Below are 14580 nucleotides of genomic sequence, written 5' to 3' on the forward strand. Positions count from 1 at the left end.
CACCCCGCTCGAATTGCCTGCCGTAATCGAAAAGCCCTCGATCTCCGGATGCAGAACCTTGAGACTGGCCAGCTTTTCCGCTGAACTGTCGCGGCGCGGATGCTCGTCCATATCGAAGATGCGGGTCGAACCGTCTTCCTGCAATGCCTCGACCGGCACGATCTCGTTCTTGAAATGGCCCGCATCTATGGCGGCGACGGCACGCTGGTGGGAGCGCAGCGCCCAGGCATCCATCTCTTCGCGGGTCAGCTTCGCAGCCTGCGCCGTGTTCCAGCCGACGGTGATCGACATGTCCAGATTGGGCGCTTCGGGGCTGTCGGGATGCGTTGGGGGCATCCAATATTCCTTGACCTCATCCGTGCCGGGCACGCGCCAGCGCATGGCCGGTCCGGTCGATACCGATTGCACGCCGCCCGCGATGATGGCGCGCTCCATCCCCGAAAGGATCTGAGCCGCCGCGGCGCCCACAGAACTGAGACTTCCGGCGCAATGGCGGTTGACCGCCATGCCCCCCGATTGAAACAGGCCAAGCTCCACTGCCGCATGACGAGCCAGCGCGCCGCCGCCATACATGGATTCGGCGAAGATTACGTCATCGACCAAGGCAGGATCGATCCCGGATCGTTCAACGGCGGCCTGGAGAATGGCGGCGGCCAGCTTCTCTCCGCTGGTGTTGGCTAGGCTTCCCTTGCGGGAAGTGGCGACGGCGGTGCGTACTGCGCCTACGATGACGGCTGAAGACATAGGGCCTCTCTTTTTTGTGTCGGCGGTAAAATGAATAATCGTCAATTTATAGTTGTCGTCTGGAGCGTCACACCGCAAGCGGATTGGGGGCCGCATAGAAAATTCGCGGGTTTGCGGTTATTGAAGCGCCTTCGCGGCGGCATCGCTTTGAAAGCGGTTCAAGAAGGATTGGGGATAGGGTAACGGAACCGCCGCCACGGCCTCGATCCGGGCGCGTTCCTCGCTGGTCAGGACCAAGTCGGCTGCTGCCAGATTCTGCCGCATCTGCCTTTCATTGGCAAAGCCGATGATGACGGAGGATATTGCAGGCCGGTCGGTGAGCCAGGCGAGGGCGATCGCGGCGACCGGCATGTCCCGATCCCCTGCGATGGCGCGCAGCACGTCAATGATCGCGTAACCGCGATCGCGATCGAAGGGCACGATATCGAACGTTGCCACCCGGCCACCACCGCCCGAAGGGTCTTCGCGGCTATATTTGCCCGAAAGGAAGCCACCGGCAAGCGGGCTCCACACCATCGTTCCCACGCCCGCGTCGAGGGCAAAAGGCACATAGTCATGTTCGATATCGCGGCCGACCAGCGAATAATACATCTGCCCGGTGACGAAGGGCGCCAAGCCGTTCGCTTTCTGAAGCGCGACGGCCTTGGCCGCCAGCCAGGCAGGCCAATTGGAAAAGCCCAGATAGCGCACTTTGCCCGCCCGCACCACGCGATCAAGCGCGGCGAGCGTTTCCTCCAGCGGCGTAGTGGGATCGGCGCGATGACAAAGGAGAAGGTCGACATGATCGGTACCGAGCCGTTCCAGACTGGCGTCGAGCGACTGGCTGATGTGGCGCGCCGAAAGGCCGCTGTCGTCAAGCCGCTTGCTCATGCGCATGCCGACCTTGGTCGCGATCACTGCTTCGTGACGGCGGGAGCGGAGCGCCGCGCCCAATATCCGTTCCGACTCGCCGGCGTGATAGACATTAGCCGTGTCGAAGAAATTGACGCCCGCATTCAGCGCATGACCGATCAGCCGGTCGGATTCGCCTGCATCCAGCTTCGAGAGGGCCGCCGCCATGCCCGATCCCATGGTCATCGTGCCGAAGGCGATGCGCGACACGATAAGGCCGCTATTTCCCAGACGTGCGTAGCGCATCTCTTCCCACCGTTATGATTTCACCGGAAACGGACTGCCATGACGTCGATGGCTTCGTCCATGGGAGGCGGGGAATTCATCAGCAATGCGATGCATGTCGTGAAGGCCCGCAGGGATCATGGCGTGGTCGTCCGGTTCGGTTCATGAAGGACGCAAGAGCGGCTCCATGCCGCTGCCTTCATGGGGGAAGCGGATGTCCGGAAAGGAGGAGCCATTGGTGATTGGCGGAACGGAGCGGCGCGGTCCGCTCGTGCGCCGCCGGATCGAGGCTGGCGCGCTCATCCGCTATGCGCGCGCAACGGGGCAGACGAACCCTTTCTACACGGATGAGAAAGCTGCGAAAGAGGGGCCTTTTGGTGCATTGATCGCGCCGCCCACCTATATCGGAACCTTTGGCAATGAAGCCTTTGAAGGCGTTTTCCCGGAAACGCCGGAATATGGGATGTTTCTGCATAGCAGCGACTCCGTGGTGCAGCATGAACCCATAAGAGCGGATGATCTGATCGAAGCGCAGGCAGTGCTTGCCTCCAGAACCCTGAAGGACAGCCGCCAAGGATCCATGCTGTTGCAAACCGGCATTATGACGCTGACCAACCAGCATGGGCGCTGTGTCGCAACCGTCGAGGTGGGCATGGCCAGCTTCAATCCGGGCGGCGCGGCATGACAAGTTTACGATCCTTTGGCGACATTATGTCCGGCGCCGTGCTGCCTGAACTGGCGGTGGTGATCGACCGTGCGGCCCTGATACGCTTTGCGGGCGCGGCGGACGATTATGTACCGCAGCATTGGGACCATCCGTTCATGATCGCCGCAGGCTATTCCGACGTGATCGTCCATGGCTGGCTGGTCTTTGCGCATATGACTCGAGCGGTTACGGACTGGGTGCCGCCCGAAATCGGACACGTCGCGGATTATTCGGTACGCTATCGTCGGCCCTTCTATCCGGGTACGCTCCTATGCGGTGGCGAGGTCGTGGCGGTCGAGGAGGATCTCGCGCGCCTGACCCTCTGGGCGCGCGACGAGGGCGGGGCCATCGTGACGACCGCCGAAACGACGCTCGTCCCGGCTGTTACGGGCGCTTCTGCCTCTATGGGCAGGATCGGATAGGAATCGATCGCATGAGCGCGCACGCCATCCGTCACGCCCTGATCCGCAACAGTTTGGCGATGGCCAGCAGGCGGCGCTGAGCGGCTCGCTCATCGCGGTTGCCACGCGCGGGGTGCGGGCGCCGATGCCGCCGATATTGACGATGCAGCCGTGGCTGCACCTCGACCTCGAAACCAGCGACCCATTGCGTATCCGTCAGGTCCAGCACCGAACCCGAAGCGCGTTGCACCGGCGCAACGCAAGACCAAGTTGATAAGGCCACAGCGCGCTATCGTTGCCGCGACCCTGTCGCCGAAATCGGATGGGTGAGATCTGCCGATATGGACTTGGTGCCGCTCGCCGCGGCAGGCGCAGCTAGCCTGCCAGCACCCCGCACCACCAGGGTGGTTCGGTAGCCGTCCTCCGCAGGTCTTTGAGCGACGGCCTCACCAATGCCTTCGCTCCCGCCCGTTACGATCGCGACCTTGCCGCTCGCTGATCCGGTCCGCACGCTAAGTTTCGGCAGGCGTCGTGATGGGCGGCGATGTCCGTTCGGCGCTGTCGAAATCGGCCATCAGGTGGGCATGCCGGTCGATCACCTCCTGCCTACCCAGCCGGTGGGGGAAGATATGGAGTCGTTTTTCCGCGATGCCCGCCATCATTTCGGCGGCGACCTGATCGGCATCGAGCAGGTTATTCTCGTACCAGGCGGCGCTTGCCATCGGCCAGATCTTGCCTTGCATTGCCGTCGGGTCCGCTACCGTCATGCCCGGACATAGCACGGACACACCGATGCCATGGCGCTCCATCGTGGGCGCCATGACTTCCGTCAGACCCACCGTCGCATGTTTCGCGACGACATAAGGCGCGTTGATCGGGCGCAGGTCGGCTCGCCCGACGCCTGACATGGAGGAAACGATGATGATATGCCTGTTGCGGTCGACGGCGTTCCTACTCTCGCCCTGCGCAATCAGTTGTGGCAGGAAGGAGAGTATCCCGTTCAGCACGCCGTGGAACTGGACGCCGAGAACCTTGTCCCAGTCGTCGCGCGTGAGGGCCTCGAACGGCTTGGGGATTGCCAATCCGGCGTTGAGGCAGAGCCGGTTGACCCGGCCGAATTGCGTCAGTGCCGCGTCGCGTAGTGCGTCGAGCGCGGCGGCGCTCGCGACATCGGTGACCTGTGTCAGCACCTGAATTCCACGCGCGCGCAGCCCTTCCGCAACCAACTCCAGCCGATGGCCGTCAATATCCGCAAGCAGGATGTCGAAGCCTTCCACCGCGAAGGCGGACGCCATGGCCTTGCCCAGCAGGCCTGCGCCGCCGGTGATGACCGCACAGGGGCGGTTGTTCGCCGTCATCATCGTCAATTCCTCCTCTATGATGCCTTGTGCCCATAACTGCTTCAGAAAATCTTGGAGGCCCGTCGCCGGACGCGGCAAGGCGGTGTCCCAGCCATATTCGGGTTCTCCCGGATCATCGCCTATGGCATCGACGCCCATCAGGCCCCGCCGTTCAGGGACGTTGATCTCGATATAGGGGGAACGTCATGCTACAATCTTTCATGGTCCAGCGCTGCGTCGCCGCATCCGCATGTCATCACGGATGTGCGGCATGGTGTCCGGTGTCTCGTCGTGAGATCGGAAGATGGGTAGCTCTTTCCGCGTGAACCCCCAGCGATAGGGCGTCAACGAATCAATCCGGCCATGAAGGCCGCAATGGGAAGTGGTTGAGATGCAACTGAAGGCGGGAATGAAGCTGCACAGTTCCGTGTGCGATACCGATGTGATGGTCATCAAGGGCAGCGGTGACGTGGCGCTGACCTGTGGGGGATGCGAGTTGACGATCGTGCGCGCCGACCCATCGGCCGAACTCGATGCCGCCTTCGCGACGGGTACCGCCATGGGTAAGCGCTACCAGACACCTGATGGTGCGATCGAACTGCTGTGCATCAAGCCCGGCAAGGGCGCGCTGGCGATCGACGGAGTTGCCCTGGAGATGAAGGCGGCCAAGGCCCTTCCTTCTTCCGACTAACGGGACGCGCGATACAGCATGAATATTTCTCTGGTTCTGCAGATGGCGGCGGACACCTTCCCGGACCGTGTCGCGCTTACCCATCATGGCGTGCATTACAGCTACGGCCGTCTCCATGCATCGGCGCAGGCGGCTGCCCGGCGCATTGTGGACAGCGGCGCTGCCTATGTCTCCTATCTGGGGGAAAGCAACCCGGCAACGGTGATCGCGCTGTTTGGCGCCGCCATGGCGGGCAAGCCGTTCGTGCCGCTAAACTATCGCCTGACGGTGCCAGAGACCAACCGGTTGATCGAGCGTCTCTTCCCCGTCTTCCTGATCGCGGACGAGGATAAGGTGGCGAATATCCCCGAAGGGGCGGCCCCTACGCTGATGACGCCACGGCAATTGCTGGACGCGACGGAAGGCGACGATGCCGGCGAATGGGACGTGCCGCAGGACGAGGAAGGGATTGCGGTGCAGCTTTTCACCAGCGGCACCACGGGAGAGCCCAAGGCCGCGCTGCTGCGCAACCAGAACCTGCTCGGCTATGTGCTCGGCACCGTCGATTTCGCGTCCGCTGATGAAGATGAGGCGACGCTGGTATCGGTCCCGCCTTATCATATCGCCGGTATCTCCGCGATCCTGAGTTCCGTCTATGCGATGCGCCGTGTTGTGCAGTTGCCGCAATTCTCTCCCGCCGAATGGCTCAGGCAAACGAGCGAACAGTCGGTGACCAACGCCTTCGTCGTGCCAACCATGCTGACCCGCATCATAGCGCATATCGATGAGGCCGGGGAGCCGCCCGCTCTGCCGGCGTTGCGGGCGCTGGCCTTTGGCGGCGGCAAGATGCCGGTGCCGGTGGTCGAACGGGCGCTGGCGCTGTTCCCGAACGTCGCCTTCACCAACGCCTACGGGCTGACCGAGACCAGTTCGACCATCGCGCTGCTGGGCCCGGACGATCATCGCGAGGCACACAACCACCCTGACCCGACGATCGCGCGCCGCCTGGATTCGGTGGGCAAGCCGCTGCCGACGGTCGAAGTCGAGATCCGCGGGGAGGATGGCAGCACGCTTGGCCCCAATGCGCTGGGCGAGGTTTTCGTGCGCGGCCCGCAGGTATCGGGCGAGTATCAGGGGCGCAAGCTGACCGACGAGGAAGGCTGGTTTCCCACGCGGGATTCCGGTTTCATCGACGACCATGGCTTTCTGTTCCTGGCTGGACGCATCGACGACGTGATCGTCCGCGGTGGCGAGAATATCTCGCCCGGTGAGGTCGAGGCGGTACTCCTATCCCATGACAGCGTGGAGGATGTGGCCGTGGTTGGCGTGCCATCAGTCGAATGGGGCGAAACGCTGGCCGCTGCCATCGTGCCAAAGGCCGCCGCGAACATGACGGAGGATGTCTTGCGGGATCTGGTCCGCGCCCGGCTTCGTTCTTCGCGCGTGCCGGAACATGTGCGTTTCGTCGAAGCGTTGCCTTATAATGAGATGGGCAAGCTGTTGCGTCGGCAGGTCAAGACCTTCTTCGACTGATCCCATGCCCGCCCTGATGGTGCGAGCATGATTGCGCTGGGGGCGAAGAGAATCCACGCTGCGCCTCGCTCGGCGAGGATCAAATCCGTGCGCCTCCGTCGAAACGCTGGATCGGATTATGCCGCGCCATTGCCGAACCGACAGGCCCGTTAAGCGACTGTGCGCGGCGCAGCTTGCGGTTGAAGAGTTGGATCAGTTGCTGGTCATGCGTACCGTCATCGGCCAGCACGAAATCCTCCAGCATCTTCTCGCTGTCCTGCCAGTCGCGGGGGCGCGTGCCGGTCAGCGCTTCGACATCGTCGAATGTGGCCTGTTCCATCGCCCGGCCGACCTCGTCCCAGCGTTGCAGATGGCGGGCGAGACGGAACAGGATGCGGATCTGATGCTGCGAATAGACTTCGCCGGTTTCTATGCGGGTCAGGTTGCGCACTATATGCTCGAATGGAATGGCCGCTTGCGTGACTTCCGGTTCCGGCATCTCCACCGGCGCCAATTCGAGGTCCAGTATTTCCGCTAGAGCTTCCAGTGCGAACAGGTTTGTTTCGTTCACCCATTGCTGGTTTGTCATGTAATCCGAATCGGGCGTCGGCGCCGCCAGCGACACATGGAAGGCCAGCGCGTTGGAGAGGGTGAAGAAGAGATGGTGCCGCTTGATGGCATCCAGATCCACCGGCCTGCCGCTAAATTCCTCATAATCGGCATAGAACTGCGCAATGTCGCCATAATGCAGAACCGTGTCGCGCATTCGGAAGGCGGCCAGATCCATCATCGGATCGCCGATATGGCCCAGTTCCAAGTCGATCATCGCCAGGAAACGACCGTCTTGTTGATGGAACTGCCCGCTGTCCCAAGTGACCACAGCCTCGCGCGGAACGTTTTTGGGCGGGTTGCGGCGCAACCAGGCAAGGACGAATTCCAGGAACGGATCGGGCCGCTGTTTGGTCGAGCGATATTGCACATCTTCCATGAGGCGGGCACCGATCAGATGCGCCTCAGCCGAATCGTCTGCATGAGCGATGCCCGCATCCTTGAACGACTGGACTGGCAGCGCGTGCAGATCGGCCAGCAACTTCATATAGTCGCGCATGACCGCGCGGCGCTGCTCGGGGGTCTCTTTGTCGAAGCCGAAAATACCACCAACCCTGTCCATGATGTAGCAACGCGGATCGTCGATCCAGCCATGTACCTTCGGCACGCTGATGCCATGCGCATGCATCAGCGACTGGATGCGCATCTCATGTTCCAGCGGGAAGAGCAGCACTGAATCGATGCGGTCGCCGCGCACCACCAGCCCGATCGTCTCGCCGTTCCGTGCCACATCGACATAGTAAAGCGGCCTCCAGCGCGCCTGACGCGTGCAGGAAACGACAGTGCCGCCGAAATGCGCTTCGATCCATGCCATAACCTTGGGCAGTCCTTCTTCGGAAAGGACATTTTCCGGTATTCCCGCAACTTCGCCCATGCGATCCTCCTGCCACTCGTTTTGAATCGAGCAGCTAGGCTAATCGATGATTGACAGCCAGAGGCGGAGACAATCGAGCGGATATGTGGTTTGCCCGCGCTGTATCCGATGTGTGATCTTTTGCTTCTGCCCGATGATCGTGCGGTGCCGGAAAGCTAGGCAATGCTGAACGACAGGCATGGAGATGGCGATGGAACTGGGATTTGTCGGCCTGGGCGATCAGGGTGGGCCGATTGCGCAGCGCCTGCTCGAAACAGGGTATAGCGTCACACTATGGGCCCGGCGGCCCGAAACGCTCGAACCCTATGCCGGGATGCAGGCGAAACGGGCACCCGATCTCAGGACGCTTGCTGAACGGTGTGACTGGATCGGCATATGCGTCTTCGACGATGCGGGCGTGCGAGAGATATGCGAAGAGATCATGCCGTACATGCGGGCGGGCAGCACGATCGTCGTGCATTCGACCGTTGATCCCGGCACATGCCGCGCGCTCGCTGTAGAAGCGGCGGAATGCGGCCTGACGCTGATCGACGCGCCGGTCAGCGGTGGCAATGCGGGTGCCCACGCCGGAACGCTGACAGTCATGGTCGGTGCCAGTCCGGCGGCCTTTGCGATGAGCGAGCCATTCTTCCGGGCCTATGGCTCGCTGGTCGTCCGCGTCGGCGAACCGGGGGCGGGGCAGGCGGCCAAGCTCATTAACAATACGTTGATGGCGGTCCACGCGGGACTCGCACAGGCGGCGTTGCGAACGGGTGAAGCACTTGGTCTCTGTCCGGAGGCGCTGACGCGGATCGTCAACGCCAGTAGCGGGCGCAGCTATGGCTTCGAAATATTCAGCGGGGTCGGGGTCGATGGCCTCGCCCGCGTCGCGAACATTCTCGACAAGGATCTGGGCCTGCTGGCAAACTGCATCGCATCCGATGCGCCCATGCAGCCTTATATCGAGCTGACCGGCGATTTGCTGGAGCATCTGCATGCGACGGCACTGAAACAGGCAGCAGATGGCCAGTGATCTTGACGCCCTGTGGCGTGAATTCCAGCCCGGCCGGACCATCTATGTCCCCGGTGCGACCGGCGAATCGCTGGCGCTTGCGGAGGCGTTGAAGGCCGATCCCGGACGCGCAGCGGGAATATGTTTTCTCTCTTGCCTGGTCCCTGGCATGAACGAGGCGGTCGATTATGCCGGGCTTGCGCCGGATAGCAACCTCACGACCTTCATGTTGCCCGGTTGCGCGCGGGACAGCTTCACCCAAGGCCGGGTAACGCTGATCCCAAGAACTTATTGGGGGGCGGCGCAGCATCTTCAAGCCGCGCGATGCGATGTCGCGATCGCGCATGTCGCGCCGCCCGATGCGGCCGGCCTATGCTCGCTCGGTATCGCCAGCGATTTCGCGCCGCTAGTCTGGCCGCAGGCAGCCGTCAGGATATTGGTGGTGAACCCGTCCATGCCGCGGCTACCGCGGGCTTTGACCCTGCGTGCGGCGGACGCTCACCTGATGGTTACGCTGGATGGACCGCTGGTCTATGCGGCACCGGCAGCCACCAATGCAGAGGCGGAGGCGATCGCCGAGCGGGTCGCCGCGCTGGTGCCGGACGGCGCGCATCTTCAAACGGGGATCGGTGGCGCGCCGGGCGCTGTCTGGAAGCATCTGCGCGCACACAAGGGGATCGTCCTGCGTTCCGGCATGGCGAATGACTGGCTGCGCGATCTGGCCGATGCCGGGGCACTGGCGGAGGATGTGCCGCATCTTGCAGGGATCGCCTACGGGTCGCACGGCTTCTATGACGACTTGGCACGGTCGGACCTTGTCGGCTTCGCGACCACGATCGAAACCCACGGGCTTCCGGCCTTGTCCAATGTACCACGCCTTACCAGCGTCAATTCGGCGCTGGAGGTCGATCTGTTCGGGCAGGTCAATGTCGAATGGCAGGGGGCCAGACTGTCTAGCGGGGTTGGCGGTGGCCCCGACTTCATGCGCGCGGCAATCTTTTCGCCGGGCGGCCGATCGATCATCGCGCTGCCTGCGACCGCCAGAGGTGGGATGTTCTCGCGTATTGTCGCGCGTCTGGACAGGCCCAGCGTCGGTATCGCTCGATCCGATATCGATACGGTCATCACGGAACAGGGTGTGGCAGAATTGCGTGACAAGGGCATCGATCAGCGTGCCGAAGCCCTGATCTGCATCGCCGCGCCCGAATTTCGCGATGCGCTGACGGACGAGTGGAGAAGGCTACGCGCCGGCTTTCGATAATCATCCCATTCATGTTGGGAACAATGCGGTTTGCGCGGTAGCGGTTTCCTACATGGACATCGCCGCCGACCTGCGGCGAACGCCGAAAGAGGAGATAAGGTCAGTGAGACGGGCAGCAATCGTTTCGCCATTGCGCACAGCCGTTGGCAGCTTCGGCGGCGCGCTGAAGGCTCTGAAGATGGAAGATCTAGGCACGATCATCATCAAAGCGCTCGTGGAGCGGACCGGCATCGATCCGGAACGGATCGACGATGTCGTGTTCGGCCATGCCTATGGCAGCGGTGAGGCACCCGCGCTCGGGCGCTGGTGCGCGCTCAATGCGGGGCTGCCGACCAGCGTGGCTGGCATGGAGATGGAACGCCGCTGCGGCAGCGGCCTGATGGCGATTTCGACCGCAGCGATGATGATCCAGACCGGCGCGGCGGATGTCGTGATCGCGGGTGGCGTGGAATCGATGAGCAATTGCGAATTTTATTCGACACATTCGCGCTGGGGTTCGCGCATGGGCAGCATCACGCTGCATGACCGGCTAGAGCGCGGCCGCGTTCGCTCCCAGCCCGAATGGCGCTTCGGCGTCATACAGAGCATGATGGAAACCGCCGACAATCTGGCAAGGGATTATGACATCACGCGCGAGAAGGCGGACGCCTATGCGCTGCGCAGTCAGCAGCGCGCCGCCGCCGCTTGGGCCGACAGCAGGTTCGCCGATGAGTTGGTGCCTGTCCCGGTGCCTCAGCGCAAGGGCGATCCGATCATATTCGACCGTGACGAGGGCATTCGCGGTGATAGCAGCATGGAAGGGTTGGCGAGGCTGCACCCGGTCCATGCCGGCGGCGTGACCACGGCGGGTAACAGCAGCCAGCAAAATGACGCGGCATCCGCCTGCCTTGTTGTTACCGAGGATTTGCTTGATGAACTGAAGCTTCAGCCCCTGGCCTTCTTCGTTAACTGGGCGCTCGCCGGGTGCGATCCGTCGCGCATGGGCATTGGCCCGGTACCCGCGACGGAAAAACTGTTCAGGAAGACAGGACTCTCGCTCGACCAGATGGATCTCGTCGAGGTGAACGAAGCCTTCGCCGCCCAGGTGCTGGCAGTGCTCGAAGCGTGGGGCTGGCATGATGCTGACAAGCTTAACGTCAATGGCGGCGGCATATCGCTGGGCCATCCGATCGGCGCGACCGGCGGGCGCATCATGGCGACAATGCTGAATGAACTGGAACGCCGCAAGGGTCGCTATGCGTTGGAAACACTATGCATTGGCGGTGGGCAAGGGATTGCGGCCTTGTTTGAACGGGCCTGAGCCTGATGGGGCCGGCCAACAGGCCGGCTCCCACCATCAACCGTTGAACTTCCCGCCTTCCGCAGCCAGCTTTTCAAGCATGGGAGAGACGGTCACTCCCGGCATCGTCCGCAACGCATCGACCACCTTAGCGAGGCCGGTCCGATCAGCATGGAACATCGGTCCGCCTTTGTGACTCGGCCAGCCATAGCCAGCGACATAAACGACATCGATATCCGATGCCCGCAGCGCGATTCCTTCCTCCAGGATCTTCGCGCCCTCATTGATCATCGGGAAAAGCAGGCGGTCGACAATCTCTTTCGCGTCCAGCTTTTTCTCACCGGGCTTCACCCCCGTTACCTGTTCGATGATGTCGAGCGCCGCCAGGTCAGGTTTGCCCTGCCGCCCGGCGGAATAGTCGTAATAGCCAAGGCCGTTCTTTTGTCCCTTGCGCCCAGCCGCGACCAGTGCGCTGCGCACCGGATCGTGCTTGCTCTCGCCAATGTCCAGACCGGCAAGATCGAACATCTGGAACGGTCCCATGGCGAAGCCAAATTCGATTAGTGCAGCATCGATGTCCCACGGTGTCACGCCTTCGGCCAGCATGGCGTTGGCTTGCGCCTGTCGCGGGGTCAGCATGCGGTTGCCGATGAAGCCATGGCAGACGCCAGAAACGACCGCCGTTTTGCGCAGCTTTTTCGCAAGGCTCATCGCGGTGGCCAGAACATCGTCGGCTGTTTTTTCCGCCTGCACGATCTCCAGCAACCGCATGACATGGGCGGGCGAGAAGAAGTGGAGGCCCAGCACCCGCTCCGGATGCGTAGCGGCGGACGCGATCTCGTTGACGTCGAGGAAGCTGGTGTTTGATGCGAGAATGGCGTCCGGCCGGGCGGTTGCGGACAACTCGCGGAACAGTTGCTTCTTCACCACCATATTCTCGAACACCGCCTCGACCACCAGATCGGCGTCGGCCACCGCCGAGGCTAGGTCGAGCGAGGTCGACAGCGCGGCGCAACGTGCATCAGCGTTCTCCTGCGTCAGCTTGCCGCGTTCGGCGCGGGAGGTGAAGATGCTCTTGGCCGTCGCGGCCCCGTGATCCAGCGCCTCCTGGTTCATTTCGACCATGGTGACGAGGAAGCCTGCGTCCAGAAAAGCGGCGGCTATCCCGCTCCCCATTGTTCCGCCGCCGATCACTGCGACCGTCCTGACAGGGCGTAAGGCGATATCGCCGGGAAGGCCGGGAATCTTCGCCGCCGTGCGCTCGGCCATGAACATGTGGCGGAGCGCGGCCGATTGCGGCCCGGTCAGAACCTTCTGGAACTCAGCCCGTTCGAAGGCGATGCTCTTGTCCCAGGACTCCGTCACGGCCGCTGCAACGCAGCGGAAGATCGCCTGGGGCGCGTCCAGTCCCTTCATTTTCGACGCCCATTTCGTATGGAGCCGGTCCATCAGGCCCGGATCCGCGCGATCGGCGGCGACCTTGTCCTGCCGGTCGCGGATCCGCTGCGGCGGATTGCCCTGATCGATCAATTGCCGGGCGAAGGCGATCGCGTCGGCACGCAAGCTGGCCCCATCCGATGCGATACGGTCGATGAGGCCAACGGCCAGTGCGTCCTTCGCCGAAACCTGCCGCCCGGTGAGCATTAGGTCGAGGGCCGCCTCCGCGCCGGTGATGCGGGGCATCCGCTGCGTGCCGCCGCCGCCCGGCAACAGGCCGAGATTGACTTCCGGCAGGCCCATATGGGTATCCGGCGTCGCGATGCGATAATGCAGCGTCATCGCCGTTTCGAGCCCGCCGCCCAGCGGCGTGCCGTGCATCGCAGCGATGGTCGGCTTGGGCGAATTTTCGATCGCGTCCTGCAACTCGAAGAAATCGACCTTGGGCGGAACCTTGCCCATGGACTTGAGGTCGGCACCGGCGATGAAGGTCCGCCCGGCGCAGATCAGCACGATCGCCTTGGCCGCCGGATCGGCCAACGCCGCCATGAATGCGTCGTACAATCCGTTGGTCAGCATCGGGGACATGGCGTTGACCGGTGGAAAGTCGAGCGTGACGATTGCGACGCCGTCTTCCAGCGTCAGGTCTGTACCTTCGTTGATGGCAGTCATTGCATTCTCCATGGAGGCGTCAACCGTCCGGGTTGGCGTCCAGAAAGGCGAAGCGCTCTAACAGCGCAAGTGTTGTACGCTGGCATCGGTGAGGGCATCGCATAGATGTTCAATCGGTCTTCGTATTTCTCAGTCCAACAATATAATATTGGCGTCCCGAAGGTCGGCGATCGTTTGTCCATCATAACCGAAGGCGCTCAACACCTTGCCGGTATCCCGGCCCAGCAGCCCGGCATTGCCCGCCACGGTTGCGGAGCGCGAGAAGCTGACCAGCGGCGCGAAGGCGCGGCATCTCCTCCAGAAAGGGATAGACGCCATTGGTCGTGAAGCCGCTTATCCGCGCAAAGCCGTCCTCGTCGATGAAATTGGTTTCCACCGGTCCGTCCCAAACCACGACGCAGGCAACGCCCTGCGGCAGTAACGCGCTTTCCCAGTCGGCCGCCGGGCGGGTCGCGGACAGGGTGCTGACCATGCCCGCGAGCGCAGCATCATGCGCTGCTCGATCGTCGGGCTTGGCGAAGCGCGGATCGGACGCGAGCGACAAACTTTCCTTCAGCAAGGCGGTCAAGCGGTTCCAGTCGCCCGGTGATTGAGGCGTGGACCAGTCGGGGACTGACTGCGAAAAGCGCCTCATGGCCGAGGCCCAGCTGCTCAGCGAAACCGGGTTGATAGGTTCCGATCACAACGTGCGCCCTATTGGTCAGATCGAAGGCTACGGCATGATCGGCCGGGCCCTTGAGGTTCAGTTCGATGCTGTGCTTGCTGCGGGCCCAGAAGGCCGCTTCCCGAGGCAGCGGACTGCCGTTGGCGTTTCGATATGAATGATATCCGAGCCGAAATCGGCAAGCAACTGGCTCGCCTGCGCTCCGGTCCGCGTCTGCGAGAAGTCGATGACCCGAATGCCGTCCAGAACAGCCTTCCGCTTTATGCTTGCCATCATCACCTCCTCGTGCCGCCTTTGCATGGAT

The 14580-nt window shown here is 62.6% G+C and carries 15 protein-coding genes and 2 pseudogenes; 7 read left to right on the forward strand and 10 right to left on the reverse strand.

Annotation, left to right across the window (positions count from 1 at the left end):
- Together VMR39_RS13945 and VMR39_RS13950 are read right to left on the reverse strand one after the other, a co-directional pair.
- Positions 1-744, reverse strand: a pseudogene (locus VMR39_RS13945) (hypothetical protein); the annotation flags it as partial.
- A gap of 117 nt (positions 745-861) precedes the next feature.
- Positions 862-1881 carry an aldo/keto reductase gene (locus VMR39_RS13950; RefSeq protein ID WP_325416593.1) on the reverse strand — a complete coding sequence of 340 codons (1020 nt, stop codon included), beginning with the start codon at positions 1879-1881 and terminating at the stop codon, positions 862-864.
- Positions 1882-2047: 166 nt separating this feature from the next.
- Here VMR39_RS13950 and VMR39_RS13955 point away from each other — a divergent pair, with 166 nt between their 5' ends.
- Complete coding sequence (locus VMR39_RS13955) at positions 2048-2545, forward strand: FAS1-like dehydratase domain-containing protein (RefSeq protein ID WP_325416594.1); 498 nt, start codon at positions 2048-2050, stop codon at positions 2543-2545.
- Positions 2542-2988, forward strand: a complete 447-nt coding sequence (locus tag VMR39_RS13960) for a MaoC family dehydratase (protein ID WP_325416595.1) — start codon at positions 2542-2544, stop codon at positions 2986-2988. The genes VMR39_RS13955 and VMR39_RS13960 overlap by 4 nt, the downstream gene beginning before the upstream one ends.
- Before the next feature lie 31 nt (positions 2989-3019).
- Here VMR39_RS13960 and VMR39_RS13965 read toward each other — a convergent pair whose 3' ends face one another.
- From VMR39_RS13965 to VMR39_RS13970, 3 genes are read right to left on the reverse strand one after another with little or no spacing between them, the layout of a single operon-like run.
- A complete protein-coding gene (locus tag VMR39_RS13965) occupies positions 3020-3217 on the reverse strand; it encodes a hypothetical protein (RefSeq protein ID WP_325416596.1) in 198 nt (65 codons plus the stop codon).
- Between the two features lie 39 nt (positions 3218-3256).
- Complete coding sequence (locus VMR39_RS30490) at positions 3257-3478, reverse strand: SDR family NAD(P)-dependent oxidoreductase (protein WP_414712515.1); 222 nt, start codon at positions 3476-3478, stop codon at positions 3257-3259.
- A gap of 1 nt (position 3479) precedes the next feature.
- Complete coding sequence (locus tag VMR39_RS13970; protein WP_325416597.1) at positions 3480-4466, reverse strand: SDR family NAD(P)-dependent oxidoreductase; 987 nt, start codon at positions 4464-4466, stop codon at positions 3480-3482.
- A gap of 232 nt (positions 4467-4698) precedes the next feature.
- On the opposite strand from VMR39_RS13970, the gene VMR39_RS13975 reads away from it, so the two are divergent.
- Both VMR39_RS13975 and VMR39_RS13980 read left to right on the forward strand, forming a co-directional pair.
- Positions 4699-4998, forward strand: coding sequence for a hypothetical protein (locus VMR39_RS13975; RefSeq protein ID WP_325416598.1), 300 nt, complete (start codon positions 4699-4701; stop codon positions 4996-4998).
- An 18-nt stretch (positions 4999-5016) separates the two neighbouring features.
- A complete protein-coding gene (locus VMR39_RS13980) occupies positions 5017-6510 on the forward strand; it encodes a class I adenylate-forming enzyme family protein (protein ID WP_325416599.1) in 1494 nt (497 codons plus the stop codon).
- A gap of 79 nt (positions 6511-6589) precedes the next feature.
- On the opposite strand, the gene VMR39_RS13985 is transcribed toward VMR39_RS13980, so the two are convergent.
- Positions 6590-7972, reverse strand: a complete 1383-nt coding sequence (locus VMR39_RS13985) for a phosphotransferase family protein (protein ID WP_325416600.1) — start codon at positions 7970-7972, stop codon at positions 6590-6592.
- 190 nt (positions 7973-8162) lie between these two features.
- Here VMR39_RS13985 and VMR39_RS13990 point away from each other — a divergent pair, with 190 nt between their 5' ends.
- The 3 genes from VMR39_RS13990 (at position 8163) to VMR39_RS14000 (ending at position 11524) form a co-directional block, all read left to right on the forward strand.
- Complete coding sequence (locus VMR39_RS13990) at positions 8163-8984, forward strand: NAD(P)-dependent oxidoreductase (RefSeq protein WP_325416601.1); 822 nt, start codon at positions 8163-8165, stop codon at positions 8982-8984.
- Positions 8974-10224, forward strand: coding sequence for an acetyl-CoA hydrolase/transferase C-terminal domain-containing protein (locus VMR39_RS13995; protein WP_325416602.1), 1251 nt, complete (start codon positions 8974-8976; stop codon positions 10222-10224). Before VMR39_RS13990 ends, VMR39_RS13995 begins: the two co-directional genes overlap by 11 nt.
- Before the next feature lie 103 nt (positions 10225-10327).
- Positions 10328-11524 carry an acetyl-CoA C-acetyltransferase gene (locus VMR39_RS14000; protein ID WP_325416603.1) on the forward strand — a complete coding sequence of 399 codons (1197 nt, stop codon included), beginning with the start codon at positions 10328-10330 and terminating at the stop codon, positions 11522-11524.
- A 36-nt stretch (positions 11525-11560) separates the two neighbouring features.
- On the opposite strand, the gene VMR39_RS14005 is transcribed toward VMR39_RS14000, so the two are convergent.
- The 4 genes and pseudogenes from VMR39_RS14005 to VMR39_RS30500 form a co-directional block, all read right to left on the reverse strand.
- Positions 11561-13612, reverse strand: coding sequence for a 3-hydroxyacyl-CoA dehydrogenase NAD-binding domain-containing protein (locus VMR39_RS14005; RefSeq protein ID WP_325416604.1), 2052 nt, complete (start codon positions 13610-13612; stop codon positions 11561-11563).
- 181 nt (positions 13613-13793) lie between these two features.
- Entirely contained in the window at positions 13794-14246 is a 453-nt protein-coding gene (locus VMR39_RS14010) for a CoA transferase (RefSeq protein ID WP_325416605.1), read from the reverse strand.
- 7 nt (positions 14247-14253) lie between these two features.
- Positions 14254-14406 (reverse strand): annotated as a pseudogene (locus tag VMR39_RS30495) (CoA transferase); the annotation flags it as partial.
- Positions 14355-14576 carry a CoA transferase gene (locus VMR39_RS30500; RefSeq protein WP_414712516.1) on the reverse strand — a complete coding sequence of 74 codons (222 nt, stop codon included), beginning with the start codon at positions 14574-14576 and terminating at the stop codon, positions 14355-14357. The gene VMR39_RS30500 and the pseudogene VMR39_RS30495, both read right to left, overlap by 52 nt.
- Positions 14577-14580 lie beyond the last annotated feature (4 nt).

The sequence above is a fragment of the Sphingobium sp. genome (assembly GCF_035511395.1).
GTDB lineage: Bacteria > Pseudomonadota > Alphaproteobacteria > Sphingomonadales > Sphingomonadaceae > Sphingobium.

What these genes read in the sequence shown, in the direction of transcription:
- VMR39_RS13960 (WP_325416595.1), top strand. Translation starts at nt 2,542, where the DNA reads ATGACAAGTTTACGATCCTTTGGCGACATTATGTCCGGCGCCGTGCTG.
- VMR39_RS13975 (WP_325416598.1), top strand. Translation starts at nt 4,699, where the DNA reads ATGCAACTGAAGGCGGGAATGAAGCTGCACAGTTCCGTGTGCGATACC.
- VMR39_RS13970 (WP_325416597.1), bottom strand. Translation starts at nt 4,466, where the DNA reads ATGGGCGTCGATGCCATAGGCGATGATCCGGGAGAACCCGAATATGGC.
- VMR39_RS13985 (WP_325416600.1), bottom strand. Translation starts at nt 7,972, where the DNA reads ATGGGCGAAGTTGCGGGAATACCGGAAAATGTCCTTTCCGAAGAAGGA.
- VMR39_RS13995 (WP_325416602.1), top strand. Translation starts at nt 8,974, where the DNA reads ATGGCCAGTGATCTTGACGCCCTGTGGCGTGAATTCCAGCCCGGCCGG.
- VMR39_RS13980 (WP_325416599.1), top strand. Translation starts at nt 5,017, where the DNA reads ATGAATATTTCTCTGGTTCTGCAGATGGCGGCGGACACCTTCCCGGAC.
- VMR39_RS13990 (WP_325416601.1), top strand. Translation starts at nt 8,163, where the DNA reads ATGGAACTGGGATTTGTCGGCCTGGGCGATCAGGGTGGGCCGATTGCG.
- VMR39_RS30500 (WP_414712516.1), bottom strand. Translation starts at nt 14,576, where the DNA reads ATGCAAAGGCGGCACGAGGAGGTGATGATGGCAAGCATAAAGCGGAAG.
- VMR39_RS14010 (WP_325416605.1), bottom strand. Translation starts at nt 14,246, where the DNA reads ATGAGGCGCTTTTCGCAGTCAGTCCCCGACTGGTCCACGCCTCAATCA.
- VMR39_RS13950 (WP_325416593.1), bottom strand. Translation starts at nt 1,881, where the DNA reads ATGCGCTACGCACGTCTGGGAAATAGCGGCCTTATCGTGTCGCGCATC.
- VMR39_RS13955 (WP_325416594.1), top strand. Translation starts at nt 2,048, where the DNA reads ATGCCGCTGCCTTCATGGGGGAAGCGGATGTCCGGAAAGGAGGAGCCA.
- VMR39_RS14005 (WP_325416604.1), bottom strand. Translation starts at nt 13,612, where the DNA reads ATGACTGCCATCAACGAAGGTACAGACCTGACGCTGGAAGACGGCGTC.